General features: G+C 68.9%; 24 protein-coding genes and 2 pseudogenes. 14 read left to right on the top strand and 12 right to left on the bottom strand.

The window, feature by feature from the left end; all coding sequences use genetic code 11:
* Positions 1 to 28: 28 nt before the first annotated feature.
* A complete protein-coding gene (locus ACIBK5_RS21845; protein ID WP_399021538.1) occupies positions 29 to 595 on the bottom strand; it encodes an FHA domain-containing protein in 567 nt (188 codons plus the stop codon).
* Positions 596 to 768: 173 nt separating this feature from the next.
* Between ACIBK5_RS21845 and treZ the strand changes: the two genes are divergently transcribed.
* Entirely contained in the window at positions 769 to 2,514 is a 1,746-nt protein-coding gene (gene treZ / locus ACIBK5_RS21840) for a malto-oligosyltrehalose trehalohydrolase (RefSeq protein WP_399021537.1), read from the top strand.
* A gap of 21 nt (positions 2,515 to 2,535) precedes the next feature.
* Here the strand turns inward: treZ and ACIBK5_RS21835 are convergent, their stop codons facing one another.
* The gene (locus ACIBK5_RS21835) at positions 2,536 to 3,492 is read right to left on the bottom strand and encodes an aminoglycoside phosphotransferase family protein (protein WP_399021748.1); all 957 of its coding nucleotides are present in this window, start codon (positions 3,490 to 3,492) and stop codon (positions 2,536 to 2,538) included.
* A gap of 46 nt (positions 3,493 to 3,538) precedes the next feature.
* Entirely contained in the window at positions 3,539 to 4,666 is a 1,128-nt protein-coding gene (locus ACIBK5_RS21830; RefSeq protein ID WP_399021536.1) for an aminopeptidase P family protein, read from the bottom strand.
* Between the two features lie 185 nt (positions 4,667 to 4,851).
* Here ACIBK5_RS21830 and ACIBK5_RS21825 point away from each other — a divergent pair, with 185 nt between their 5' ends.
* The gene (locus tag ACIBK5_RS21825; RefSeq protein ID WP_399021535.1) at positions 4,852 to 5,607 is read left to right on the top strand and encodes a phosphodiesterase; all 756 of its coding nucleotides are present in this window, start codon (positions 4,852 to 4,854) and stop codon (positions 5,605 to 5,607) included.
* On the opposite strand, the gene ACIBK5_RS21820 is transcribed toward ACIBK5_RS21825, so the two are convergent.
* Positions 5,600 to 6,160: a PDZ domain-containing protein gene (locus ACIBK5_RS21820; protein WP_399021534.1), complete on the bottom strand. Its 561-nt coding sequence runs from the start codon at positions 6,158 to 6,160 to the stop codon at positions 5,600 to 5,602. The genes ACIBK5_RS21825 and ACIBK5_RS21820 overlap by 8 nt on opposite strands.
* Positions 6,161 to 6,323: 163 nt before the next feature.
* Positions 6,324 to 7,652, bottom strand: a pseudogene (locus tag ACIBK5_RS21815) (multicopper oxidase domain-containing protein); the annotation flags it as partial.
* 101 nt (positions 7,653 to 7,753) lie between these two features.
* Here ACIBK5_RS21815 and ACIBK5_RS21810 point away from each other — a divergent pair.
* The 10 genes from ACIBK5_RS21810 (at position 7,754) to ACIBK5_RS21765 (ending at position 14,455) form a co-directional block, all read left to right on the top strand.
* Positions 7,754 to 9,448: a recombinase family protein gene (locus ACIBK5_RS21810; RefSeq protein ID WP_399021533.1), complete on the top strand. Its 1,695-nt coding sequence runs from the start codon at positions 7,754 to 7,756 to the stop codon at positions 9,446 to 9,448.
* 83 nt (positions 9,449 to 9,531) lie between these two features.
* Positions 9,532 to 9,741, top strand: a complete 210-nt coding sequence (locus ACIBK5_RS21805; RefSeq protein ID WP_399021532.1) for a hypothetical protein — start codon at positions 9,532 to 9,534, stop codon at positions 9,739 to 9,741.
* A 263-nt stretch (positions 9,742 to 10,004) separates the two neighbouring features.
* A complete protein-coding gene (locus tag ACIBK5_RS21800) occupies positions 10,005 to 10,193 on the top strand; it encodes a hypothetical protein (protein WP_399021531.1) in 189 nt (62 codons plus the stop codon).
* A 26-nt stretch (positions 10,194 to 10,219) separates the two neighbouring features.
* Positions 10,220 to 10,519, top strand: coding sequence for a hypothetical protein (locus ACIBK5_RS21795; protein ID WP_399021530.1), 300 nt, complete (start codon positions 10,220 to 10,222; stop codon positions 10,517 to 10,519).
* Positions 10,516 to 11,979: a phage/plasmid primase, P4 family gene (locus ACIBK5_RS21790; RefSeq protein ID WP_399021529.1), complete on the top strand. Its 1,464-nt coding sequence runs from the start codon at positions 10,516 to 10,518 to the stop codon at positions 11,977 to 11,979. Before ACIBK5_RS21795 ends, ACIBK5_RS21790 begins: the two co-directional genes overlap by 4 nt.
* 140 nt (positions 11,980 to 12,119) lie before the next feature.
* The gene (locus ACIBK5_RS21785) at positions 12,120 to 12,374 is read left to right on the top strand and encodes a hypothetical protein (RefSeq protein ID WP_399021528.1); all 255 of its coding nucleotides are present in this window, start codon (positions 12,120 to 12,122) and stop codon (positions 12,372 to 12,374) included.
* Positions 12,374 to 12,616, top strand: coding sequence for a hypothetical protein (locus ACIBK5_RS21780; protein ID WP_399021527.1), 243 nt, complete (start codon positions 12,374 to 12,376; stop codon positions 12,614 to 12,616). The genes ACIBK5_RS21785 and ACIBK5_RS21780 overlap by 1 nt, the downstream gene beginning before the upstream one ends.
* Entirely contained in the window at positions 12,609 to 13,292 is a 684-nt protein-coding gene (locus ACIBK5_RS21775) for a hypothetical protein (protein ID WP_399021526.1), read from the top strand. The genes ACIBK5_RS21780 and ACIBK5_RS21775 overlap by 8 nt, the downstream gene beginning before the upstream one ends.
* Before the next feature lie 77 nt (positions 13,293 to 13,369).
* Positions 13,370 to 13,963, top strand: coding sequence for an HNH endonuclease (locus ACIBK5_RS21770; RefSeq protein ID WP_399021525.1), 594 nt, complete (start codon positions 13,370 to 13,372; stop codon positions 13,961 to 13,963).
* A gap of 141 nt (positions 13,964 to 14,104) precedes the next feature.
* Complete coding sequence (locus ACIBK5_RS21765; protein WP_399021524.1) at positions 14,105 to 14,455, top strand: hypothetical protein; 351 nt, start codon at positions 14,105 to 14,107, stop codon at positions 14,453 to 14,455.
* Between the two features lie 822 nt (positions 14,456 to 15,277).
* Here the strand turns inward: ACIBK5_RS21765 and ACIBK5_RS21760 are convergent.
* Positions 15,278 to 16,291, bottom strand: a complete 1,014-nt coding sequence (locus ACIBK5_RS21760) for a helix-turn-helix domain-containing protein (protein ID WP_399021523.1) — start codon at positions 16,289 to 16,291, stop codon at positions 15,278 to 15,280.
* 274 nt (positions 16,292 to 16,565) lie between these two features.
* On the opposite strand from ACIBK5_RS21760, the gene ACIBK5_RS21755 reads away from it, so the two are divergent.
* Complete coding sequence (locus ACIBK5_RS21755) at positions 16,566 to 16,709, top strand: hypothetical protein (protein WP_399021522.1); 144 nt, start codon at positions 16,566 to 16,568, stop codon at positions 16,707 to 16,709.
* Positions 16,710 to 17,029: 320 nt separating this feature from the next.
* On the opposite strand, the pseudogene ACIBK5_RS21750 reads toward ACIBK5_RS21755, so the two are convergent.
* The 5 genes and pseudogenes from ACIBK5_RS21750 to ACIBK5_RS21730 form a co-directional block, all read right to left on the bottom strand.
* Positions 17,030 to 17,605 (bottom strand): annotated as a pseudogene (locus tag ACIBK5_RS21750) (multicopper oxidase domain-containing protein); the annotation flags it as partial.
* Positions 17,606 to 17,721: 116 nt separating this feature from the next.
* Entirely contained in the window at positions 17,722 to 19,887 is a 2,166-nt protein-coding gene (cyc2, locus tag ACIBK5_RS21745; protein WP_399021521.1) for a germacradienol/geosmin synthase Cyc2, read from the bottom strand.
* A gap of 160 nt (positions 19,888 to 20,047) precedes the next feature.
* A complete protein-coding gene (locus ACIBK5_RS21740) occupies positions 20,048 to 21,238 on the bottom strand; it encodes a damage-control phosphatase ARMT1 family protein (protein ID WP_399021520.1) in 1,191 nt (396 codons plus the stop codon).
* A gap of 44 nt (positions 21,239 to 21,282) precedes the next feature.
* Positions 21,283 to 21,930, bottom strand: a complete 648-nt coding sequence (locus ACIBK5_RS21735; RefSeq protein ID WP_399021519.1) for a ScbR family autoregulator-binding transcription factor — start codon at positions 21,928 to 21,930, stop codon at positions 21,283 to 21,285.
* 257 nt (positions 21,931 to 22,187) lie between these two features.
* The gene (locus ACIBK5_RS21730) at positions 22,188 to 23,987 is read right to left on the bottom strand and encodes a S8 family peptidase (protein ID WP_399021518.1); all 1,800 of its coding nucleotides are present in this window, start codon (positions 23,985 to 23,987) and stop codon (positions 22,188 to 22,190) included.
* Between the two features lie 358 nt (positions 23,988 to 24,345).
* Here ACIBK5_RS21730 and ACIBK5_RS21725 point away from each other — a divergent pair, with 358 nt between their 5' ends.
* Positions 24,346 to 25,272, top strand: coding sequence for a lytic polysaccharide monooxygenase (locus ACIBK5_RS21725; RefSeq protein WP_399021517.1), 927 nt, complete (start codon positions 24,346 to 24,348; stop codon positions 25,270 to 25,272).
* A gap of 18 nt (positions 25,273 to 25,290) precedes the next feature.
* Here ACIBK5_RS21725 and ACIBK5_RS21720 read toward each other — a convergent pair whose 3' ends face one another.
* On the bottom strand, positions 25,291 to 25,932 hold the full coding sequence (locus ACIBK5_RS21720; protein ID WP_399021516.1) for a Tat pathway signal sequence domain protein: 642 nt from the start codon (positions 25,930 to 25,932) through the stop codon (positions 25,291 to 25,293).
* Between the last annotated feature and the right edge of the window lie 147 nt (positions 25,933 to 26,079).

Genomic DNA, 26,079 nt, shown 5'->3' with positions numbered 1-26,079 from the left:
CGGCGGCCAGGAGTGCCTCGATTTCAGGTCAGCCGGAGGCCGGCCGGACTCCGGTCAGCCGGAACGTCATCTGTCCGAAGCCGACCTGGTCGCCCTCGCGGACGAGGGCCGCGCCGACGACCCGCCGGCCGTTCACGGTCGTGCCGTTGGTGGAGCCGAGGTCGCGCAGGACCCACATGCCGCCGTGGTGGTGGAGTTCGGCGTGCACGCGGGAGACGGTCTCGTGGTTGAGGCGCAGCCCGCTGGCGGGGTCGCGGCCGATGCGCAGCGGATGGCCCTGCGCCGGGTGCGGCAGCAGCAGCTTGGGCAGCCGCTCGGCCTGCCAGGCCCTGCGCAGCCGCACGGTGAACCCGGAGACCGCCTCGACGGTGCCGAACACCATCCGGGAGAACCGGCTCTCCGTGGGCAGGTCGGCGGTGAGCACGGCGAGCTCGTCCGGGCGGCGGGCGGTCAGCGCCAGTTCCATGCGACGGACGAACGTGTCGTGGGACAGGCGGCCCATGGCGGCGCCGTCACGGAGCACCTTCAGCGCCCTTTCGCGCTCCACGTCGGAGAGCCGCGCGGGGTACGTGTTGAACTCGAAGGACGACGTCACGCTGGTGATTGTCGGGCAGCGCGGCCGGGCTGTCCAGAAAACGGGAGAACGGCCGCCACGGGCGCGTACCCGGCGACACCCGCCGCAAAAGGGAGGATGCGCCAGCGGATTGATCTCTTTTGACGCACCATGGACGGGCTACATCACGGTGAGCAGACGAAGGGGAACCGTCCGTGCAGTTCGAGGTGTGGGCACCACAGGCCGGCCGGGTGACGCTCCGGTGCGACGACGTCACGCGCGCGTTGGAGCGCGATCCGGAACGGCCGGGGTGGTGGCGGGGCGAGGCAGAGGCGCGCGACGGGTCCCGGTACGGCTTCGCGCTGGACGACGGGCCCGTGCTGCCCGATCCGCGCTCGCGGCGGCAGCCGGACGGCCCGGACGGACTGAGCGCGGTCGTCGACCACGAGCGGCACGCGTGGCGTGCGGAGTGGCCGGGGCGGCCGCTGCCCGGTGCGGTGCTGTACGAGCTGCACGTGGGGACGTACACGCGCGAAGGCACCCTGGACGCCGCGGCCGAGCGGCTCGGCCATCTCGCCGAACTGGGCGTCACCCACGTGCAGCTCATGCCGTTGTGCCCCTTCCCGGGCACGCACGGCTGGGGGTACGAGGGCGTGTCACTGTGGGCGGTGCACGAGCCGTACGGCGGGCCCGAGGCGCTGAAACGCTTCGTCGACCGAGCCCACGAACTCGGCCTGGGCGTGGTCCTCGACGTGGTGCACAACCACTTCGGCCCGTCCGGCAACTACCTGCCCGTCTTCGGGCCGTACCTCACGGACACGCACCACACGCCGTGGGGCGCCGCGGTCAATCTGGACGCGCCCGGGTCGGACGAGGTGCGCGCGTTCCTCGTCGGCAGCGCGCTGGCGTGGCTGCGCGACTACCGGATCGACGGGCTGCGCCTGGACGCGGTGCACGCGCTGGTGGACACGCGGGCGCGCCATTTCCTGGAGGAACTGTCGTCGGCCGTGGACGCCTTGGCCGCCGAGGTGGACCGGCCGCTGTTCCTGGTCGCCGAGTCGGATCTGAACGACCCACGGCTCATCACCTCCCGCGCCGGGGGCGGCCTCGGGCTGCACGCGCAGTGGAACGACGACTTCCACCACGCCCTGCACACCACGCTGACGGGCGAGTCGCAGGGCTACTACGCCGACTTCGCGCGCGCCGGGCTCGGCGGGCTCGCCAAGACCCTCAGCGGCGGCTGGTTCCACGACGGCACCTACTCGACCTTCCGCGAGCGGCACCACGGACGCCCCCTGGACCGCACGCGTGTGGCCGGTCACCGGCTGCTCGGCTACAGCCAGACCCACGACCAGGTCGGCAACCGCGCCCAGGGGGACCGGCTTTCGGCCCTGCTCTCCCCCGGGCTGCTCGCCTGTGCGGCGACGCTGACGCTGACGGCGCCGTTCACGCCGATGCTCTTCATGGGCGAGGAGTGGGCGGCCGGCACGCCCTGGCAGTTCTTCACCGACCACACCGACCCGGAGCTCGCCGACGCCGTACGGCGGGGCAGGCGGCGGGAGTTCGCCGCGCACGGCTGGAAGGAGGAGGACGTGCCCGACCCGCAGGATCCGGCGACCCGGGACCGCTCCTGCCTCGACTGGTCCGAGCCGGAACGCGAGCCGCACGCGCGCGTGCTGGCCTGGTACCGGCTGCTCCTCGCCCTGCGCCAGGAGCAGCCGGATCTGACCGACCCGGACCTCGCCGACACCAAGGTGGCCTGCGACGAGCAGCGCCGCTGGATCGCCTTCCGGCGCGGGGACGTCCTCGTGGCGGTGAACCTGGCGCGGGAACCGGCGGCGCTGTCGCTCGGTGTACCGCACGCGCGTGTGCTGGCCGCGTGGGAGCCCGTCGAGACGCCCGGGGCCGACGGGGTGGTGCGGCTGCCCGGGGAGTCGGGCGTGGTGCTGTTGCAGGAGTGAGCCGCCTGCGACGGTGCCCGGCTACAGGGCGTCGTCGTCCGTCTCGCGCAGGTCCGTCACGCGTTCCAGCAGGATTGGCTCCCAGGCGTGGCGCAGCCGCGTCCGCGACCGGGCGAGCAGGCCCGCGTCCCCGCCCGTGAGGGCCTCGGCGAGGTGGACGACGGTGTCGCAGCGGGCGAGCCACAGGCCGCGCAGACAGGGCCGGGCGCCGTAGCCGGCGAGGGTGGCGGCGCGTACGGCGGCGGGTGAGCCGACTGCGAGCGCGAGTCCCGCGATGTCCTCGGCCGGGTCGCCGACGACCGCGCCGGCCCAGCCGAGGACGCCGCGCACCCGGCCGTCGGCGCTGACCACGAGGTGGCCGCCGGTGAGGGCGTGGTGGGTGAGGACCGCCGAGCCGGACTGGGCGGCGAGCTGGGCCGCGGCGGCCTGGGTGAGCTGGTGCAGGCGTGCGGCGTCGAACTCGTCGGCGGCGGCGCAGTGTTCGGCGGCGCGTACGGCGGCCCGCCGCAGCGCCTCCAGGGAGCGCGGCGCGGCGCGCGGCACACCGAGGGTCTCGGCCTGCCGGACCGGCACCTCACGCAGCCCGGTGAGCAGTCCGGCGAGGTCGGCCTCGCCGACTGCGGACACGTCGTGCTCCTCCCCCGAGCCGCCCGGCACCTTGGTGTCGAGCGTGTAGGTCAGCCCGGCCGCCCACTCGCCGTGCGCCACGCTGCCCGGCACCGCCACCGGGATGTGCGGGCGGACCAGGTCGCGCAGGCGCAGTTCGCGGCGCTGGCGCACGGTGGCCTCGCGGTCGGGGGCGAGGCGCAGCACATGGCGGGTGCCGACCCACCAGGTGGCGGGTTCGGCGCCCTGGGTGGCGGGCCGGACGTCGGGGCCGGTGCCTTCCCTCCCCTGCTTGGTCTCCTTGCCGTCCTTGAGGAGGGAACGGACCAGCCGGCGGACGGTGTCCGCGGTGGGTGTCGGTGCCTGGGTCATGGTCGCGCCGCTGCCGTTCGGGAGGCGTGTTGGGGACATGGTGGCGTCACTCCACTATGACCAGCTCGCGGGTGGTGGTGTTCAGGCGCCGCCCGCCGTCCTCGGTGACGGTCACGATGTCCTCGATGCGCACCCCGAACCGGCCCGGCAGGTAGATGCCGGGTTCCACCGAGAAGCACATGCCGGGCACGAGCGGCTGAAGCTCGCCCTCGATCATGTACGGCGGTTCGTGGGTGGTGACGCCGATGCCGTGTCCGGTGCGGTGGATGAAGTACTCGCCGTAGCCGGCGTCGGCGATGACCGCGCGGGCGGCCCGGTCGACGTCCTGGCAGGTGGCGCCCGGTTGCACGGCGCGGAAGCCGGCCTCCTGGGCCGCGCGCACGATGTCGTGCACGCGGCGTTCCTCGTCGGAGGGTTCGCCGACGTGGACCGTGCGGGAGGTGTCGGAGCCGTAGCCGTCCCGCAGGCCGCCGAAGTCGAGGACGACCATGTCGCCGCGTTCGATGACGCGGTCGCCCGCCTCGTGGTGCGGGTTGGCGCCGTTCGGGCCTGAGGCGACGATGGTGAAGTCGACCTGCTCGTGTCCGTGCCGGCGCAGGTGCCGGTCGAGGTCCGCCGCCACCTCGGCTTCCCGGCGGCCGGCGAACGGGACGTTCCGGATCTCCTCGAACGTCGCGTCGGCGGCGGCTCCCGCGGCCGCCATGAGCTCCAGTTCGGCCGCGTCCTTGACGGCGCGCAGCATCGGCAGGGCCTCGGTGAGCGAGGCGTGGGAACTGGCGGGCATGGCCTGCCGCAGCGCCAGCAGGTGCAGGGCCCAGGCGTTGTCGCTGATGCCGAAGCGGCCCGCGGGGTCGAGGAGGGCGGCGGTGGCGGCGTAGGGATCCTTGCCGTCGGTCCAGTCGCGCAGGGTCAGGGCGGGCGCGCCGGCCGCCTTGTGCACGTCCGGGGCCTCCAGGGCCGGGACGACGAGCACGGGGTCCTGTCCGGCGGCGAGGACCAGCAGGGTGAGCCGTTCGGTGACCGCGGGGGGCGTGTAGCCGGTGAGCCAGACCAGGTCCGGTCCCGGGGCCACCAGCAGGCCCGCCAGACCCGCCTCGGCGGCCGTGAGCGCGGCGCGCTCCATGCGGGCCCTGTAGTCGTCGGCGGTGAAGGTCGCGGCCGTGCTTCCGGTCATCCGGGCCTCCCAGGACGGGCGAAGGGGCTACGGGCAGACATCCTGCCCGGCCGGAGGGGGCGGCGCGAGCCGTCTGCGGACATCATCCGAACATCACCGCTAACGGCAGATGATTGCTCAGGCATTAGCCCTAATGCTTATATTCACTGCATCCATTAGTCGCTCGAACGAGGGGACGTACGGCCGTGCTCGTACTCGCACACATCAGCGATCTGCATCTGGACAGAAGCGCTCGGGCGACGGAGCGCGCCGAGCGCGTCCGCGACCGGTTGTGGGAACTGCCCGGTCAGGTCGACGCGCTGCTGGTGACCGGGGACATCGCGGACCACGGCACGGAGCCCGAGTACGAGGAGGCGGCCCGCCTGCTCGGGCTGCGCGACGGCGACGCCCCGTTCCCCGTGCTGACCTGCCCTGGCAACCACGACAGCCGCGCGCCCTATCGCAAGGCGCTGCTGGGCCTGACCGGGGCCGAGGGGCCGGTCAACAGCGTTCAGGTCTTCGACGACGGCGCCGTGCTGATGTGCGACTCCAGCGTCCCGGGGAGCGACGACGGGGAGCTGGACGAGGAGACGTACGCCTGGATCGAGTCGACCCTCGACGAACTCGACGGCGGCCTCCCGGCCCTGCTCGCCTTCCACCACCCGCCGGTGGCGCTGCACCACCCCCTGCCCGACTCCTGCCGGCTGCGGCACGCCGACCGGCTGGCCGCGTTGCTGGCGCGCCGGCCCGAGATCGCCGGTCTGATCACCGGCCACGCCCACACCCCCGCCGCCACCTCGTTCGCGGGGCGGCCATTGGTCACCGGCCCCGGTGTGACGTGGACGCTGCGGCTGCCCTGGGAGGGCGATCAGGTCGCGGACCGGGACGCGCCGCCCGGACTCGCCTTCCACGTCCTGGACGACACGGGCCGGCTCACGAGCCACTTCCGGGTGGTCACGTGACGACGGCCGGTACGACCGTCAGCTGCTCGTAGCCACCGCTGCGGTGCCGCACCGTCAGCCGGACCTCGGAACCCGGCCGGGCACGGGCGACGGCCCGGGCCAGGTCGGCGGCCGTGTCGATGCGGGTCCTGCCGAAGACGAGGAGCAGGTCGCCGCGCTCCAGACCCGCCGCGTGACCCGGGCCGGGGACATGGATCCCGACGACCACGGCTCCCGGCTTCCCGGCGTCCATGACCTGCACGCCGAGGGTCACGGCGGTGGGCACGGACGCGGCGGTGGACGGCGAGGGGCCGGGGGCCGTCGGCTTGCGCCACCCCCGCGGGTCGAGGACTCCGCCCGTGCCGGTCATCGTGACGCCCACCGCCCCGAGGCCGATCCCGGAGAGGACGAGGACCGCGCCGAGGAAGGCGGCGAACAGCGCGTTGACGAGCCGCCGGCCGCGCCGCCGGGCGGTGCGCGGGCGCGGCCGGGCCGGACCGGCCTCGGTGGCCGCCGCCGTCGCGTCGGGTTCCTGACCGGGCATCGGCTTGGGTCGCAGCGCGGTCTGTTCCATGGCTCGCCTCCGGGTGGTGCCGATCGCCTCCGGCGGATGCGGAACGATCACGGCTGGTGCTCTACCCGGCACCTCGGCACACGACGAGCCACGAACGAGTGAGACTGACCGGCGCCGGACGGGGCCATGGAGTCCTGTCAGGGAGGCCGGAACGGGGATCGGATCAGCCCGTGTGGCCTTCCCCGTGGCCGCCGTGGGCGCCGCCGTGGTCGAACTTCAGCACCTCGGCGGGCATCACGACGAAGGGCCGCATCATGCCCATGTCCTCGTGCTCCAGCAGATGGCAGTGGTACATGAACCGGCCGTGCGCGCCGTCGAACTTCCCCATGACACGCAGCATCTGGTTGCCGGGCACCCGGAAGACGTCCTTCCAGCCATGCTCGTTGGGCGCGAGCGGGATGCTTGTGCCCGCGTCGTACCGGATGGGCGTCCGTGTGCCGCCCACCTGTGGGTCGAAGCCCGAGACGTCGTAGGCGTCGCGGCCGAGCAGTTGGAAGTCGGCCAGGTGGATGTGCATGGGATGGACGATGGGCGCGAGGTTGAGGAAGCTCCACTGCTCGTGGCTGCCCTCGGCGATGGTGTAGCCGAGGGCGTCGTTGAACGTCCGTGCCGTGCGCCGGTAGGTCCTGGTCTTGTCGTCCGGGCCTGTGATCTGGATGACGCCGTCCGTGGGGACCTGGATGTCGCCGGGGTGCTTGACCTCCACCATCTCCCACATCTCGGGGTGGCCGCCCGCCCCCTTCGTGGCGGGCGGGGTGAGGACGACCAGGCGGTGGCCGTGCCCGACGTCGTGGGTGAGACGGCGGAAGGATCCGGAGAGCACCGTGGGCAGTTCGAAGGTGTCCGGCTCGCAGGTCTCCCCGACCCGGAACTCCATGACGGCCGGATACGGCACGTCACCCGCCGGGTCCGGCACGCCGGGCGGCTGGTTGCGGCCCTTGTTGACGAGGCGCAGCGTCCTTCCCTCCAGGCCCCGGAAGTCGGCCAGCAGGTCGAACCGCTCGGCCGGGGCCGCCGTCAGCGTCGGCAGGGTCCGGTCGAAGTCGACCGGGACGGGGCGCGGCAGCAGCCCGCCGTCGCTGCCGATCTGGTGGAGCACGCCCGGGACCGGGTTGTTCTCCTCGTCGACGAGGACGAGGTCGTAGATGCGCGCGTTCGAGGCGTTGACCAGCCGGAACCGGTACCAGCCCGCGTCGACTCCGGCGTACGGCCAGATCCGGCCGTTGACCGTGGTGTACGGGCCGGTGAACGGGATGGACACCGGCTTGCCCGTCTCCGGGTTCTTGTCCTGGACGATGACCGTCTTGTGCAGCAGCCTGCCGTTGAGGCGGCCGTCCTCGTCCGTGTCGAGGTTGCGGTCGGCGAGCAGCAGCGGGATCTCCCGCTCCCCGGACGGGAGATGAAGGGCGTCCTCCTCGTCGTCACGGACGAGGTAGGTGCCGTACAGGCCCGTCATCACGTTCCACCGGGTGATGTTCATGGCGTGGTCGTGGCCGAAGGGTGCAACCCGCTCTGACCTGCGGAAACGAGCCGATAGGAAACCGACTCGCTAACAGCAGCGCAGCAGCGGACACCTACGGCGGACGGACAGCAATGGAACGGCAAGACCTGCCCAACCTGCGCGCGCTGGGATTCAGCGACGACGAGATCAAAGAACTAGGGCTCTGGGACCCAGCGACCGGCGACCCGACTGCACTGGCTGAGGCGTACATCAGGCGCTCAAAGAAGAAAGACACACTCACCGCTCTGCGTGGCCATCTGCGCGACCTCTGCCGACGGGCGCGGGAAGAGGGCAAGCGAATTCGGCACGTCTGGTTCGAGCAGAAAAGCGCCAGCAAGGCTCACGTCCGGCGCGAGGAGTTCGACAGCGCGTGTGAGGCGGTACTGCAAGGGCTGTCCAAGACCCTGTATGTCTGGCGCACGGACCGGCTGTCACGACGAGGAATGGGCGCTGTCGACCGGCTGATTGACGATTTCGATCGAAAGCAGCGCGCCCGAATCGTCTCGGTCAGTGAAGGGCTCGACTCCTCACAGCCTGGTATGCGGATCGTCTTTGGCATCCTCGCTGACCGTGCGCGGGAAGAGGCCAAATCCATCACTGAGCGCACGCAGTCCAGCTCTGACGAATTCAAGCGTGAGGGCAACTGGCACGGCGGAGTGACCCCGTTCGGACTGTACTCGCCCAAGGGGTCGAAAAAACTCAAACAGCTTGCCTCTGAGTACCCACTGGCTCGCCGAATCGCTGAGTACCTTCTCAGCGGCAAGGTTCCCCAGTGGATCGCTCAGACCCTTAACAGCGAAAGCAAGCGCACCCGTAAGGGCAAGCTCTGGCGCGCGCAGACAATCATCCACCTTGCGCACTCTCCTGCATGGGCCGGCCTAGTGCCAGACCGTGAGCGCGTGTTTGATCAGCACGGCAACCCGCTGGATAAGTGGGTCAAGCGCGCTGAGCCACTGCTCAACGAGAAGGGCGTACCGGTGAGTTGCGGCGAAGGGGTCGTGACGTATGCCGAGTGGCTGAAGATTCAGCGCATCTTTGCGGGCCGCACCGGCAGCGAGCGCGGAAAGGGGCGCAGCAAGGGCACAGGGCGAGGTGTACGCCAACACAAGACAGTCGCCGGGTGGATTCTCCGCTGTCCGCGCTGTAACGGCCCGATGAGCAACGGGGGAACCAATTATCGGTGCGACACCCGAGTCACTCAGGGCAAGGCAGCATGTGAGGGAACCGTAACCGGACGCGCACGAGTAGATGAAGCCGTGGCTGTGCTCTGGGTGAACCACATCCTCGCCCTGTCGCCGGAATCACCGACCATTCACGCCATTGCCCGGCGCTGGCTGGCGTACCAAAGCCCAGAAAAGGAGGCACACAAGCAGCAGGTGACAGCGCAGTATGACGCAGCGATCGAACGGCAGGCCAAACTGCGGAAAGAGTTCTTCGTGCTCGGGCGCATGGATGAGTCCACGTTCGAGGACCTACGGCAGCAGCAGGATGAGCTTGTTGCGGAACTCAAGAGGGAGCTTGATGAGCTGTCCGTCCACAGCGACCTCACCCCGCTGATGGATCCGTTCGCGCTGGCAGCCATCTGGGAATCGGAAGGGATCGAAGGGCGGCGAGAGCTATTCAAGGCAGCGTGTAAGCGGCTGACGATCGCTCTGCCGACCAAGCCTGGGGACAGAACTCCGATCCTCGACCGGCTAGAGGCTGAGTGGCATGACGAGAGCGTAAATCCGGCCGTAGAAGCGGCCTGGGACGCCTGGGAAGCGCGCCGTACGGCAGCGACAGCCTGACGCAGAGAGACTCAATGAGACCAGCCCGGCCGGATCTTGGCGGATAGACCGGGCTGGTTTCCTCACAGAGGAGGACCCAGTCTATGACGCGCGAACAGTTCGTGTTGCAGTGCGAGGAAGAAAAAGCAGCATGGGAACGTGAGTTCGAATTTCGGACGATATCCCGGCAGCTCGACGGAATGTACGCAGCGCAAGCCCGTGGCGACCGCAGCGCGTATCTGGCCCAACGAATAGACCGGCTAGAGCGCGTCCTGATGTGCCTCATGGGACAGCCTCAGATGTTGGCTGGCTAGCCGTCTGAGCGCCCCTCTCAGCCCCGTTCGGGCGCCCCTAGTGGGATTGCTCGGGCGGGGCTTCGCTGTGCGCACACACAGGCGCCTGGCGCTGGTAGTGACCATCGCTGGTAACCGACTCGCTAGCTATATGGCGTAGGGCAGCGAACAGCGCCCCAACAGACTTCCCCCTGTCGGCGGGGAACGCATCAAACCTCGGTCACAGCGACCGGGGTTTTTTGCGCCCTGCTGACTGAACCACGTCCCTTTAGGAGGTACACCCCATGGACGAGATCACAGCGCAGGTACGAGCAGTAGGCGCGCGGCGAAAGCGACTGCGCGACGAACTCAGCATCGCCGATCGTGAGCTTCGCGAACTCATGCCCAGCGCAAAGGCCGTGATGACTCAAGAGGAAATCCGGGCGCACACGGGCCTGTCGATACCGACCATTCGCACCTACACCGCCCGCTGAGGGCACCCCGCCGACACGGAGGAAGCATGAACGGAATTGACCACTACAAGCGCGCTGAAAAGCTGCTGGCCGACGCACACGAACCAGGAATCACGCAGCCTGTCACGGGGGAAGTGCTGAGCTACAAGCATGGCCACGACGAACGGGCGCACATGATTCGTTCTGCCCACGTTCACGCGCTGCTCGCCAATACCGCTGCTCTCGCTGACACCCCGCGATTTCAGGAAGACCTCTACGCCGGCAATGGCGAGGAACCCCCAGTGAGGGAAGCGCGAAAGCGCCGGGCCGCTGACAAGAGCCGTGACGCTGCGGAGGACTACCTGTGACCAACTTCGATGACGCCTACTGGACGCGCACAGCCAAAGCCATCAACGTTGACCGGGAAATCCGGCACGCCAATTTCGCTGCGTTCATCGCTGACCATGGCGCCGACCGACTCAAGTACGTTGAAGGAATCGGCTGGTATCGCTGGACGGGTAAGGTCTGGGCGCCGACCGGCGATGATGGTGCGGCGCTACAGGCCATCACAGACGCGTCTGAGGTACTCATACGGCGCATGCAGACCAGCGAGGATGACCGGGCCTGGGCGGGCGCTGCTGTCGGCAAGATGCTGAACGGTCGCGAGCGCACTGTGATCGTCAAGGAAATGGCAGCACGCCCCGAATTCCGATCCACAGTCGATGAGTTCGACACAGCGCGCCACTTGCTGAGCTTCGCAAACGGCACGGTCGACCTGCGCAGCGGAGAAATGCACGCGCACAGCCCGGCAGACATGCTCACCCAATGTGCCCCGGTTTCCTACCGGCCGGATTCCAAGGCGCCACGCTGGGAACAGTTCATCGCCGAAATCTTCCCGGGCAAGCTGGAGTTGCAGGCCTACTATCAGCGGTTCCTAGGGCTCTGCATTACCGGCGAAGTGCGCGACCACGTTCTAGGCGTCTGGTACGGCGCGCAGGGGCGTAACGGCAAGGGGACCACCGTCCGGACCATGCTCGCTGCGTTCGGCCCTCAGATCATCCGTGAGGTCGATTTCGGGCTGTACGAGGGTGGCCGGGGGCGTGACCCCCACACCGAACAGCTTGCCGCGCTGCGGGGCGCCCGGATGGTCGTTGCCCAAGAGGGCGAGGCCGAGGTGCCGATGAACACAGCGAGGCTGAAGAAACACACGGGCGGCGATCGCATTCAGGCACGTCATCTGTACGGCAAGGAATTCACGTTCGCGCCTACGTTCACGCTGGTTCTGGCGACTAACCACCTGCCGGAGTTCAGCGCCGGCGGAGCCGCTCTCTGGGCCAGGGCGAAAGCCATCCTGTTCGGCGAGAGCTTCACGGGCGATCGAGTCGACCCGGACCTAGAGCCGACCATCCAAGGGCCGGAACTTGAGGGCGTTGCAGCGTGGGTAGTCCGGGGCGCTATGGCGTACTACTCAGCGGGCAGGCTCGCCGATATCCCCGAAATCACGCAGGCGACTGAGATGCACAAGCAGGAAGTTGACCCCCTGCGTGCGCTGGTCGGTGAGCTGTTCGAGTACGACGACGGAGCAGAGGTCAAGCGCAGCGATTTCAACCGGCGCCTGAAGGAATGGCGAGACGACAACGGCGACAAGTCGGCGCGCTACTCGCCAGGCAACGTCAAGCGGCAACTTATGAACCAGGGCGTGACGGAGCGTCAGAAAAAGGGCGAGGGATGGATGCTTGTCGGCGTCCGATTCCCCGAGGACAAGCCCAGCGCGAGCACAGCGCCCTCTGAACCCACCGATATCTTCGGCCAGTCGCAGAGCGCGTAGCGCAGGACACAGCGGAAGCGGGGAGGTCACAGAAAAAGTGTGACCGGTAGAAACCTCCTATACGCGTTAGAAGGTTTTCACCGGTAGCAAGAAATCTGTGACCCTTCCCGCTTCGCGCCTGCCCGCTGAAAGGAAACACCATGAGCGCTAACGCAGCCGGCCCGGCCCGCCTGTCTGCCATTTACGATGCCCTGCGCGCTGTCACTGTCGACGACGCTGAGGGCTGGACGACCCTAGGGCTGATGTACGCCGCCGTGAATGGCTGGCTAACCGGCGCGGGGCGCGAGGCCATCCCGTTTCGTGCGCTGGAGCCCGCCCTTAAGCGCGCTGGATATCGCGTGAGCGATGGGCGCGTGACTGGCCTGGTTCTGCCCTGGTGGAAGGGTCGCCGCTGATGGGCAATCGCCGCAAGTCTCGCACGTCGCATCTCCGCTGGGTCGCCCACATCATCGCCACCGCAGTACTCAGCCGCGAGCCCCGTGACCTATCCGCCCGTGAAGCGCAGGAAACTGCCTACTACGCCATATGGGAAATGCTCGATATTCCCGCCGACTTGACCTCCGACCAACTACAGCGCATCGGCGATTCCCTCTGGGGCGCCGTTCAGCGCATAGCCGAAAGGGACGCACATGTCTGACAGCCTCACGATCACCTACACCGCCGCCGATATCGACCTGATCCCGCGCGGCTTGACCCTGCCCGATGCGCTGGAAAAGGCCATAGTCGCCCGGGACAAGGCTTTCGATGCCTACGGCGAAGCCCTGGTCGAGTTCGATGATGTGCTGCGCACGGACTACGTGAAGGCTGCTCAAGAGCGTGACGCCGCTAATGCTCGCGCCGCTGTTGCCTCTGGCGCTGATCCGGATGAACTGCGCAGCGAGGTCGAGCGCGTAACTACTCAGCGGGGTAAGGCCGTTGGGGTCGTCAATGGTCTCGCTGACCGTGTCCGCCACTGTGACGCCGAGATCTACCGCCAGTGGGTTGACGCGCTGCCTCAGATTGAGGGCGAACTGAGCGAAGCGCACAGCAAGGCTGAGGATGCCTACCGGCGCGCTGAGGACGCCTACAGGGCCGCGCGCAGCAACGTCACGTCGATCGTGAACACGCTGGCTTACGCGAGCCTCATGCGGCGGGGTGTGGTCCGTTCCAAGGCTGACATGCCGCTGTATTCGACGAACCGCGACGCTGATCTGATCGAGCACTCGCGACTGTGGCTCACGAATCTGGGTGTCGGCACCGGCGAGGCCGTGGAAACCGTGCGGGTCTTCGATAACGGCATCCCGCAGACGGTAATTCGACCCAAGCAGTCTTAGCCGCTGAGGTGGGGGCCGGAGTCACGTCACGTACGAAAGTTCGTAACTGCTCCGGCCCTCTCTGCCGAGGAGTTCCCATGATTCAACTACGCGTTGGCTTTGGCCGTCAGTTCGTTTATGGCGGGGTGCAGCGCTCCAGCGGCGAGGATTTCGAGGGGCCTGCCGCGCTGCTGGCTACCGGCCTTGTGGTGCCCGCTGATGGTGACTGGCGAGGAATTGCGCCTGGCGCCCCCACAAAGCCGCCTGAGGCCCCTACAGAGCCGCCCAGCGTGCATGAGCCGTGCGACCCTGGGCCGAAGCCTGCCAAGCATCGCGGAGCTATGCAGGTATGTCCCGTGGCCGGTTGCCCCTGCCTCACGTGGTCTGGCAAATGCCCAGCGCACGCGCGCAGTAATAGCCGTGGGCAGCGCTACCGGGATAGTTACGCGGCCACAAATTCCCGCCTCACTCGCTGGTCCCACCTGAGTAGGGCATTCCTGAGGGCCCATCAGACGTGCGAGTCAGCGGAGTGCGCTGCTATTCCTGCGCCATTGCGTCCGGCCGCTACCGAGACAGACCACATCGATGGGCTAGGCCTACAGGGGCCACGCTGGGATGACCCGGCCAACTGGCAGGCGCTGTGCAAGCCGTGTCACTCACGGAAGACAGCAAGCGAATCGTTCGGCCGTTAGCGCTGGCGACTACTCACAGTGCCCCCACCCCCCTGGGGGATGCACCCGGGCCCCCCTGGGGGATTCAGCGCGGGGGAGATCGCTCGGGAGTGCGAGCACTAAACGTCACTTTTTTCAGACCAAAACCACGGAGGGTTAACCATGTCTGAAACAGCAGGATCACTGTTCGTGGCCACCATGACCACCGCCTATGACTTTGAGCCGCACGAACACGCGCTCATTGTAGCTGCCGCATCCACGCTGGACGAGATCGAGCAAATGGAGGCAGCGCTAGCCAAGGCAGGCCCGGTTATCAAGGGAAGCACCGGTCAGGACCGCGTTAATCCGCTCATTCCCGCGCTGGCAAACCATCGGCTGACGCTGCTGCGGATTCTCAAGCAGCTAGGCATTGAGGATGAGCCAGCGACGCAGCCTACGGCCGATCAGAGAGCAGCCAGCGCAAAGGCCAGTCACGCCGCCCGTGTGCGCTGGGGGGTGCAGCGGGGTGCGTAGAAAGGACAAGCCTGCCGATCCTAATTCCGCTGTCGAGCGCCCCGAATTTGGCCCCTGGAACGAACGCGATAGCTCGGGCTGGACCATTTGCGGGCGTCGCAACTTCGGCGTTCAGCCCGGCACTTCCTGTCTGCGCTGTCGTCTGGAAGCGCTCAATAACTGACGGGGTGTCAGATGACCTTCAACAGAGATCTACTCGGCACACTCGCGCTGCTCGCTGCCCTGATTGCAACGGCCAGTGCCGAGTATCAGCTAGCGCGTGCAGTCGGATTCGGCGAGTTCACTGCGGGGTGCATTCCGGCTGCACTCGACGTCTACGCCCTGCGAAGCTTCGCTGTCCGGCGCGACGTTCCCGCTGTAGTCGGCGCACTCATCCTGGTGAATGCATTGGCGCACTTGGTGAGTTCGGGCATGCTCGCTGTGTCCGTCCCACTGGTCATCGCTGTCAGCGCGATCGCCCCGCTGGTCCTCTGGCGCATCAAGGCACTGGAGCCTCCCAGTACCCCTCTGCGCGCCCCTGAGGCAATGCCAGTAGTCCCGGAACCGCTGACGCCCGAAAGGGCCGCAGAGAGGCCTACAGCACTTCCGCCGAGTGCCCCTGAGCCGAAGCCAGCGGCGAAGCATGACCCGCTGCTTGCATCTGCCCGCGCATTCGACGCTGAGGTGCGCAGCACTACGGGCAAGGCGCCAAGCCTGCGTGCACTCCAATCGCATCTGAGCATCGGACAGGCGCGAGCACAGCGCATCCGGTCCGCACTCGCTGCCACATAGCCAGAGTCCCGATCCTGAGCCGTAATGGCCCGGGGTCGGGGCTTTCTGCATTTACGCTGCCTCAAGCGCCTTACTGAGCGCTGCTTTGTGCTCCCAGGACCAGGGCGCATCCCGCAGTTCATCGGGCAGTCCAGCGAGACCCGTTCTCAGATGGTCGGCAGCCTCGCTGTAGCGCCCCAGCGCAAGAGTGCAGAGGCCCATATTCAGCCGGTTAAAGGAAGGCGTCAGCCAGTAGGCCGTTTCAGGCGGAGGCAGCGCGGCAGCCTTATCGGTCAGCCTCTCCGCATCCTCGACCAGACGCAGGGCTTCGTCTCGCTGGTCCAGCGTCGCCATTCCTGCCGCTGCTTGCAGGTAGTCCCCGATTCGCTGTGCAGGGTGCGCACCAGGCGTATTCGCTGCCGCAGCAAACCAGCGGGCAATGCCCTGAGGTCGCCCCTGCTGTCGGGCAATGTAGCCCTTGAAATTAAGCGCTTGAGCCGCAAGGGTCCCGTTCCCGATTTCGTCGGCGAGTTCTAAAGCGTCGTTGAGGAGTCGTACCGCATCAGCATCCTTACGGGTCTGAGCCAGCATCCATCCGGCGAACTGCACCCATTCCGAAGCCACTTCAGCGAGCCGGCCACGGTGTGGTCCCCGAGCACCCCGGAGCATGCGCGTGACTTCCTGCATCTGTTTCATGGTCGCCGGGATCACTGTCTTTGGCGCCGCCGTGTCGTCCAGTCGACGGTAGGCAGCCAATACCCCAGCGAGAGCATCAACGGTGCCAGCGTCAAGGCGCGAAGGGTTGGCTGCGCTCCGCTGCACTCGTCCGCTGTCGTCCTCGTCCAACACTGTTGCTGCCAGCGCACCATCAGCCCCGAGGAGTCTGTCCAGCGATGACGCAAGCTTCGCCGACGGTTTCTGTTTCCTGCTGAGCACGCGCGACAGATACGCAGGGTCGTAATTCATCTCGCGCGCGGCAGCCTTCATCGAGTACCCGCTGTCACTCAGTGCTCTGCGCGCAAGATCAGCAAAGTCGCTCACTGTGAACCTCTGGGGGTTGACTGGTCGTACTTCCAGAATAGTCACCGCCAGTCAACTCCCCTACCGGTGCGCTGAATCGGTTAGGTCGACAGACACAGAAAACCCCCGAGCCACACGGCGGCGTGACCCGGGGGCGTGGACCACCTGATGGGAGCAGGCAGCCATGACAGAGACTACGTCGCGCGAAGTTGACAGCGGAACAGCGCGGAGAAGCGAAAAGATCACAGCAGCTACGCCCTTGCCGAAAGGGTGGGGGTCGTTCTGCTCGACACCGGACAGCCGTCATCGGTCGCACTGGTACGCGACAGCGCCATGGGACGTGTTCGCGCTGAAGGAGGAATTCAACGAGGGGGCGGAGTACCTCTCTCAGATGGTGGATGCGCCGACCTGGGCTGAGCTGCACAAGGAAGTGGCGGCCCAGGTGACCATCCGCGAGTCGCTGATCCGTGGCGACGACTGCTGAGCCGTATCACCCGAAGCCACGCGCCGGACGCACACCAGGCGAGGCCCCCTGGACACTGTGGAAGCACGGCGACCTCTGCGGATGCTGCGCTGGCCACGGCGAAATCTGGTGTGACGGCTGCTGCGGGTTCGGTGGCTGCCAGCGCTGTGGATGGACCGAGAGGGTCCCCTGCCCCGTGTGCGCTGGCGGTGACACGGAACCTGTCCGCTGGTGAGACTGCCCCGCCTGTGACTCTCCCCCGGGTCATGGGCGGGGCTTGCTTGTGTCTGGCTATAGCCGCTGGTCAGACGCCCGGGGTAACCTGTTGTTCCCTTCAGTCACGCGTGGTCGTGGTACCACCACTGCACCGCCTGGTGGTCGTTCGGGTACTCGGAGAGCTGGGCGTCGCCGTGGGCGACCGCGTTGTCGGCCCAGCCGTCGTTGCCGCCGCCCGTCTGGGCGCCGTGCAGATGGGTCACGGACCAGGCGGGCAGGGCCGCGACGTCCTTGTTCGGCTCGGCTCCGTCGCGTCCGGGTTCGGTGCTCGACTGCGGGCGGCCGTCCCGGCGCAGCTTCACCTCGACGGAGGTCACCGGGTACTCGCCGTCCCGGGGAATGCGGTTGGTCCAGGCGATGCGCACGCGCTGCCCGCGCCGGACCTCGATGGTCGGGCCCGGCACCCGGCCGTCGTAGCCCCACATCAGGGTCGGCGGGAGCTGCGGGTGCAGGCGCACCCAGGTCGGGCGCAGGGCGATCTCCGTCTCGCGCAGTACGTCGCCGGAGGCGGGACGCAGGACGGGCGGGACGGGCAGCGGCGCGACGTACGGCGCCAGTTCGGCGGGTGCGGGCGCCTGTGCCTGTGCCTGCTCACCCGTCTGCCCGGTGATGTCGGTCGGCTTTTCGATGATGTCGGTCAAGGTGGAAACCCCCGTGTGGTGCGTTGTCCGTTCACCTCACACAGGAAGACCCCCGGCGCGCCGCCGGGGGTTCCGTGATGCCCCGTTCCGAGTCGATCTGGCCTGAAATCGCTGCCTCAGCCGAGAGCGGGCACGGGCACGGCGGGGGCCCGGCCCGGGAGGAACCCGTGGGCGCGCCGGGCCAGCCAGGCGGCCTTGTAGCGGTCCACTTCCCGGTGCCAGTGCAGGATGCCCGCCATCCAGTTCTGGAGATCCGTCACGTACTCGCCCATGATGGCGCGCGCCTCGTCCGTGAGCTGGAAGTCCTCGTACAGGACGGGCAGTTCGTGCTCGACCACGTGCTCGAACTGCCGCATGCGCTGGTTCATCAGGTCGTGCACGATGCCGAGCGCGGCCGGGTAGTCGCAGCCGAAGAAGGACTGCACGACGAGGATCGCGTTGTGGATCTCCCCCTCGTACTCGATCTCCTTCTGGTACGAGAAGACGTCGTTGGTCAGGCACGCGAAGTCGATCGCGGCGTTCTCCAGGGAGCGGACCGGGCCGCTGCGGTAGACCTCGGGCGGGACGGCCGGGCCGTGCCCCATCCGGCACAGACTGAGGGTGAGGTCGGAGCCGAAGGTCGCGCGGCGCATCTCCAGGTAGTCGACCGGGTCGGGGACGCGGTTCTGCGTCTGGTTGGACAGCTCCCATACCCAGCTCTCGGTCATGACGTTCACCGAGTCCTTCAGGGTGCGCCGCGCGTCGGGCGTCATCTCCGCCGTGGTGCGCAGCCACAGGTCGACGAGGCCCCGCTCCATGGCGTTGACCGGGACCGGCGGTGCCTCACCGTCGACCGGCATGCAGTCGGACAGGCGGGCCGTGGTCAGCCGGGCGGCGGCCAGGTCACGCCGGTGGCCGTAGACCAGCGGGTAGTAGTCGTCGCCGTAGGTGCCCCAGGCGAGCCACTGCGCGCTGAGGTCGAGGGCCTCGGGTGTGGCGTCGGGGTCGAGGCCCGCCGAGCAGAGCGCGAGGTCGTAGGCCCTGAGCTTGTCCTCGTCCCAGACGCCCTCGGAGAGGATGCCCATGCGGTCCACCCAGTGGCGCAGGTTCCGGCGGGCGTTGTCGAGGTGCGGGCTCAGCCCCAGCGGGAACGGCATGCGGATGTCGGGGATCCGGGACGGCCCGACCTTCTGGTACGGCACGTGCGTGTAGGAGCGCAGGCGCTCCACGCCGGCCGAGGCGAGCAGGGCGCGGACGTCGGCGGCGGAGGTGCCCATGCCGCTGCAGCCCGGCCATGGACTGCCGCCGCGTGCGGCGTTCTCGTTCATGTAGCGGCTGGAGCGCATGTGCCACTCATGGCCGCCGGACTGCCAGTCCTGGAGTCCCTTGGTGTACGACGCGACGGCCGCCACCTCGTCCGGGGTGAGGCCCTTGTCCAGTGCCACCGCGGGCACTTCGGTGAACGCCGTGTGCTCGAACTGGTGGAGGCGGGAGGTGAGGACGTCGTTGACGGTGTCGGCGGCCTCCTGGGTGGTGCAGCCGAAGAAGGTCTCCAGGACGAGCACGCCGTTGCTGAGCTCGCCCTCGTCCTCGACCTCCCGCTGGTAGGAGAACAGGTCGTTGCGTAGGTGCACGGCGTCGGAGAACGTCTCCATCAGCACCCTCAGCGGCCTCGACCCGGCGACGGCGGCGGGCACCTCGGCGGTCGCGTACTCCACGAGCCCCGCCGACCAGGGGGCGCCGCCCACCTTGCGGCGCATCTCGATGTACTCGACGGGGTTGGAGATCCGCCCCTCGTTGATGTTGGACAGCTCCCACATGGACTCGTTCAGCAGGTGCTCGGTGGCCACGGCGAAGCGGCGGCGCCAGTCCTCCGACATCGTCGGCACGGTGCGCGCCCAGAGATCGGCGAGGCCCGCCTCGACGGGGTTCTCCGGTTCCGGTACGGGGGTCGAGAGGTCCAGCGGCATGAACAGGGGCAGCCGGTCCAGATGGGCCTTGCCGGCGAGGCGGTCCTGGCTGCGCTTGTACATCTCCAGGAAGTGGTCGTCGAAGAAGAAGACCCACACGTACCAGTCGGTGACGAGGGAGAGGGCCGGGCCGTCGCAGTCGGGGTGGGTGTAGGCGCAGAGCAGGCCGTAGTCGTGCGCGTCGAGGTCGGTCTGCTCCCAGACGCCGGATCCCTCCAGCATGCCCATCTCGCGCGCCCACTCCGTCGAGTGGGCGCGGGCCTCTTCGAGATGGGGGTTCAGCCGCGCGGGGTGCGGCAGGTAGAAGTGCGGGAGTTCGAACGGCTGCGTCATGGCCGGGGCCCTACCCGGCGCCCCGCGGCGGCATCCGCGGGGCGGGACATGATCACACCATCGCGTGAATCGACCGTGAACGCAGGTGGTTTGAAGGCGTCCTGACCTATTCGGAGGTGGCCCGACTTCAGAGGTGGCCCGACTTCAGAGGTGGCCTGACCTAGCCGGGGATCCTCACCTGGATCAGCGCGTGTGTGCCGCTGGTGCGCCAGCGCTGGTCCTCCGCCGCGACCAGTTCGGTCTCCGTGCGGCTGTCGAGGCCGGTGATCACGTCGGACTTCAGGGTGCGCAGGGCGGCGACCGGGCCCGGGAAGTACGCGGTGACGTCCGTGAAGGGCGTCGTCGGGGACCAGAGCCGGTCGCCCACCAGGCGGCGGTAGTTGAGGTCGCCCTTGAAGATCGTGAGCGTGGCCGAGGCGAACTCGGCGCGCAGGTCGGCGGGCATCTCCTGGTACGGCAGCGGGGCGCTGGAGAAGGGGTGGGCGCGCAGGGTGAGGCGGCCGTCGGCCAGGGCCGACCACAGCTGCCGTCCGTGGTCGGCGGCCGCTCCCCCGGCTCCGGTCAGCCGGCGCAGTGCGTCGACGACATCGGCGGTGGTGGCGTCGGAGACGTAGTAGGGGTACGGCTTGACGTGCAGCACCGCCCGTCCGATCCGGCCGTGGGCGAGGAGGTGGGCGATGAGCAGCAGGTCGGGCACGAGTTCACGGCCCGCGTTGTCGGCGACCAGGCACAGGGTGCCGGTTCCGGTGCCGGTGCCGCCGAGCGCGGACCACAGCCCCTCGCTGTCGTCGGCCACGAGACCGGGCGCGGCGTCCGCGTCCCGCGCTCCCTCGGCGGAGAGGCGGAAGCCGAGGTCGGCCCGGTTGCCCCAGAGGGAGCCGTGCAGCAGGGCCTGTGCCTGTTCGCCGGCGGGCCGGTTCGCGAGGTCGTCGAGCGCCGCCAGTTCCTCGTCGGTCTCGGCGGAGTCCAGTTCGGCCAGTTTGAAGGGGCGGAAGGGGTCGACACCCTGCCAGGGGCCCGGCCCGAACCAGCCGACGGCCTGGAGCAGCCGGCGGTAGAACCAGCTCTCGGACCACAGCCACGGCACGTCGAACCAGGAGCGGCCGGTGTACTCGCCGAGCCCCCAGGTCTCCCAGAGGTCCCGGTCGTGTGCGTCGTCGGGGAGCGGTTCGATCCCGCCCTTGGTGCAGTTCTCCAGCAGATCGTCGAGCGCGCGGTGCTGGCCGGGTTCGTAGGGGAAGGCCTCGCGGACCTGGCGGATGATCGCGGGGTGCCGCTCGGCCAGCACGCTGTGGGGGAACGAGCCCGGCTGGTTGCCGAGGAGCACGGGCGGGGTGGGGGTGTCGGGCATGCGGCTCACCGTAGCGCGCGGGCCCCATGCCCGGGTCGGGCCGGTCAGACCGGGGCGATCTCCCGCTCCAGGCGGGCCGCCAGGCTCAGATAGCGGGCGCGGCGGGTCACCGGGACCAGACTGCGGATGAGTATGTTCCACATCTCGGCCGTCCTGCGGGGCTGCCGCGCGACGGGCTCGCGGGAGCGGCCCACGACCCGGGTGCCGACGAAGAAGCAGACCAGGGAGTGGGCCACGACATCCACATCGATGTCCGGGTGGACGTCGGATTCCTTGACCGCGCCGACGAGCCGGCTGGTGACGATGTCGAGCCACTCCGTGAAGGGGTGGCTCAGCGGCGGCCGCGGCTGGATCCCGCCGGTGGCGAGCCGTAGGCCGGCCCGCAGGACCGGGTCCTCGACGGACATGCGGGTGATGCCGAACGTGAGGCGCATCAGCGCCTCCAGTGAGGTGTGGCCGCGTTTGTCGGTCTCCGTCGCCAGGCGGTTGGCGGTGTGCGACTGGAGTTCGAGGATCGCGTGGGCGAGATCCTCCTTCGCCGCGAAGTGGAAGTACAGGGCACCCTTGGTGACCTGAGCGTGCTCCACGATGTCGCTGAGACTGGTCGATTCGTAGCCGCGACGGTCGAACAGGTCAGCGGCGGCCGTGATGATCGTCGAGCGGGTCTGCTCGGCTCGCAACTGCCTCGCCATCGGCTGAACTCTCCCGGGACGGAAATGAACGGGTCATGCCGTTTGTTTTTACCCCCCGTACACAGTAACTCACCCTCAGACGGCGCTCATCACACCAGTGTGCCGGAGTGCGGGTGCACATCCGGCAAAACAATCGCAACTGGTGAAAGAAAACAGCGCGTTCGGTATCTAACTGTGGGGGTTGTGCGGGCAGACGTAAAGGCGGGCCGGCCGGTGCCCCATCCGCACCGGCCGACCCGCCCGCTGGTGAACGCGAATCAGAAGGTCAGCTTCCAGCTGTTCAGCGTGCCCGTGTCCTGCGCCGCGGTGTCCTGGACGCGCAGCTTCCAGGTGCCGTTGGCGGTCTCGCTCGACGCGTTCACCGTGTAGGTGGTGTTCACGTTGGCGGCGGAGTCCGACGCGGCGGACTTCAGACGGTACGTCGAACCGTCCGGTGCGACGAGGTCGATGACGAGGTCACCGCGGTAGGTGTGGGTGATGTCGACGCCGACCTGGAGGGCCGAGGGGGCGTTGCCGCTGCGGCCGGTGACGCTGATCGGCGACTCGATCGCCGCGCCGTTGTCCGGGACGGCGACGGCGGCGGTGCTGGAGAAGGTCGTGCCGGTGGACGTACCGCCCTTGACGGCCTGGACCGTCTTGGCGGCGTCCGCGAGACCGGCGCCGCAGCCGCCGGAGCAGGTGCCGGGCAGGGCCCGGGCGTTGGCCTTGATGGCCGACTCGATCTGCGCCGGAGTGAGGGCGGAGTTCGCCGACTTCATCAGCGCGGCGAGGCCCGCGACATGCGGGGTGGCCATGCTGGTGCCCTGGTAGTAGGCGTAGTTCTCGCTCGACGGCGTCTTCGTGCCGGAGTTCAGCGTGGAGAGGATGCCGTTGGCGGTGGTGGTGCGGGTCTCGCCGCCCGGGGCCGCGATGTCGACGATCGAGCCGTAGTTGGAGTACGAGGCCCGGCTGCCGGCGCGGTTGGTCGCGGCGACGGTGATGACGTTGCCGCAGTTCGCCGGGGAGGAGCCGGAGGCGTTCGTGTTCTCGTTGCCGGCCGCGACGACGACCGAGGTGCCGCGGTTCACGGCACCGGTGATGGCGCTCTGGGTGGCGGTGGAGCAGGCGCCGCCCCCGCCGAGGCTCATGTTGATGACCTTGGCGACGTTGGTGTTGGCGGGGACGCCGGAGACGGTGCCGCCGGAGGCCCAGGTGATGGCGTCGATGATGTCGGAGTCGTAGCCGCCGCACTTGCCGAGGACGCGGACCGGGGAGATCTTCGCGCCGTAGGCGATGCCGGCGACGCCCTTGCCGTTGTTGGTGGCGGCGGCGATGGTGCCGGCGACGTGGGTGCCGTGCCAGGAGGAGCTGGAGGCCGGGATGCCCTGGCCGCACTCGTTGGCGTTGTACCAGTCGCCCGGGTCGGCCGGGTTGCTGTCACGGCCGTTGCCGTCGACGGAGACGGCGGTGTCGGAGATGAAGTCGTAGCCGCCGACGATGTTCGCGGCCAGGTCGGAGTGGGTGACGTAGCCGGTGTCGATGACGGCGACGGTGACGCCGCTGCCGGTGGTCGTGTCCCAGGCGGCCGGGACGTTCATGCCCGCGGTGGACTCGAACAGGTCCCACTGCTTGCCGTAGTCGGTGTCGTTCGGGGTGACGGCCGTCGGCTTGTTCAGACGGTCCGGAACGACGTAGGCGACCTGCGGGTCGGCCTGGTACTGGGCGACGACGTCGGCGACGGACGCCCGGGTGGTCTTCGCGCCCAGCTCGACGAGGGCCGCACCGGTGCCGAGGCGGCGCTGGAAGTCGACGTCCTCGCCCGTCTTCTCGGCCTTGGTGGCGGCGTCGGCGGCAGCGGCCTTGTTGGACTTGGCCTCGGCGGCGCCGGACTTGTAGCCGACGATGAGGCGCTCGGCCGGGGCGCCGGGGGCGGCCTCGGTCTGCGCGGCCGGGACGGCGGCGGGCCGGGGGGCGGATTCCTGGGCGACGGCGACCGAGGCGGGGGCGGCGGTCAGCAGCGCGGCGGAGACGGCGGCGACGGATATCAGCTTCCGTCTGAGCTCTGGGGAGATACGCACGGTCGATGCCTTTCGTGGCCGGACTCCGGGCTGGGCGGAGCGGCGGTGGAGTCGCTTCTTCCTCGAAGCGGAGGGGGGTGGTTCGAAAAGCGAAGAGCGACGCGATGGCCGGCCAGGCGCGAGTGGGGTGCGGACCCGTTCGGGGTTACCTGTGGGTCAGCAGTGCTCGAACGATAGGCAAAGGGAAGGTCATCGGGATACGGGGGAAACCCTCGATCAGGCCGGAAACCCACCCTCTATGGCGGGCAGTTGGGCGCCAATGACCCTTTTCGAACGCACCGAGCGCGGTGAACGCGCCGGGACGGATTCCCGTACTGCACTACCGACGTTGCCGCCCCGGCCGAGGAGACGCAGAGGGATGCCTCGTACGACCGCACACCGCACCGCACTGGCGGCCGCCCTCGTGACCCCGCTGCTGCTGCCGCTGTGGGCCGCCGGACCGGCCGGGGCGCACGGTGCGCCGACGGATCCGGTGAGCCGGGTGGTGGCCTGCTCCCCCGAGGGCGGCGATCGCGCCGGCTCGGCGGCGTGCCGCGCGGCCGTCGCCGCGAACGGCGCGCCCTTCACGGCGTGGGACAACCTGCGGCTGGCGAACGTGAACGGCCGGGACCGGCAGGTCGTCCCCGACGGGAAGCTGTGCAGCGGGGGCCTGCCCGCCTACCGGGGTCTCGACCTCGCCCGCGCCGACTGGCCCTCGACCCGGATGACCCCCGGCGCGACGCTGACCATGCGGTACGTCTCGACGATCCCGCACACCGGCACGTTCCGGATGTACCTGACGAAGCCCGGCTACGACCCGGCCGGGCCGCTGTCCTGGTCCGACCTGCCCGAGAAGCCGTTCGCGGAGGTGACGGACCCGGCCCTGACGGACGGCGCCTACCGCCTCGAGGCGACCCTGCCGTCCGACCGGACCGGGCGGCACGTGCTGTACACCGTGTGGCAGAACAGCAGTACGCCGGACACCTATTACTCGTGCTCGGACGTGGTGTTCCCGGAGAAGGACGCGGCGGTTCCGCAGAAGGAGTCGGCGGCTCCGGAAAAGAAGGAGAGCGAGAAGTCGGAGGCGGAGAAGGAGGAGGAGCCGGGAGAGAACGCCGCCGCCTCGCAGCAGCCGCCGCCGCAGCAACAGCAACAGCAACAGCCGCCACAGGGTGGGCACACCCCGGTCGCCGCCACCTCCGGCCCCGGCTCGGGCCCCTCCACGCCCATGCTGGCGGGCGGCGCCGCGGCGGTGCTGTTGCTCACCGGCGGCGCCGCCCTGGCCGTACGACTACGGCGACGCTGAACTAGCTTCGCCAGAAGCTCAGTTGACGTTGATCGCCACGCCGCCCTTTGTCACCGGGGCGTACTTGGCGGTGAAGAAGGCGTTGCCGAAGCAGAGCGACGAACCGGAGACCTTCGTGAACTGCTGGTTGGTGAAGGAGATGCTGTGGTCGGCGTTGCTCGCCGTGCCGGTCAGGCTGGGGGCCTGGTATACGCAGGTGATGGAGCCGAGCAGGGTGCGCAGCTTGACCGTGGACTGGATGGCGGAGCTCGCGCCCGGGGTCACCGAGACGGTGCCGTCGGAGGACACGCTGGCGGTGTAGGGCAGATTGTCGACGGTGATGCTGTTGACGCCGAGCGAACCGACGACGTTGGTGGTACAGCCGCTGGTGTCGAAGGTGTGCGAGGCCAGGGACTCGGTGGCGGTGCCCGGGGCGGCCGGGTTGGCGGTGACCTCGGCGGAGAACGCCGACGTCTTGCACGAGATACCGCTGGTGCCGGTCGCGCTGGAGTAGAAGGTGGCGGCGGTGCCGCTCGCCAGGGACGCGTCGAGAACGTCGCCGACCGCGACGGCCGCGCCGTCGGTCGTGGTCAGGACCGGGGTGTCGGCCGCCGAGGCGGGGGCGGCGAGACCCAGGGCGGCGACGGCGGCGGTGAGGGCGAGCAGGGTGCGAGTACGCATGCGGGTGTACCTCTTTCGGAAGCGGGGGGTGAGGGGGCGCGCATAGGCGTCCGCCGTTGCCGGTCCGTCACGCCTTCTCCGTACGTGACGGACCGGCAACGCCGGACCGGCCCCCGCCCGCGGCACCCCCCGGGCCCCGACCACCCC

The sequence above is a fragment of the Streptomyces sp. NPDC050546 genome, assembly GCF_044457425.1.
Taxonomy (GTDB): Bacteria; Actinomycetota; Actinomycetes; order Streptomycetales; family Streptomycetaceae; genus Streptomyces.
Note: the sequence above shows the minus strand (reverse complement) of the source record. Positions and strands in the feature narration are given on the sequence as shown.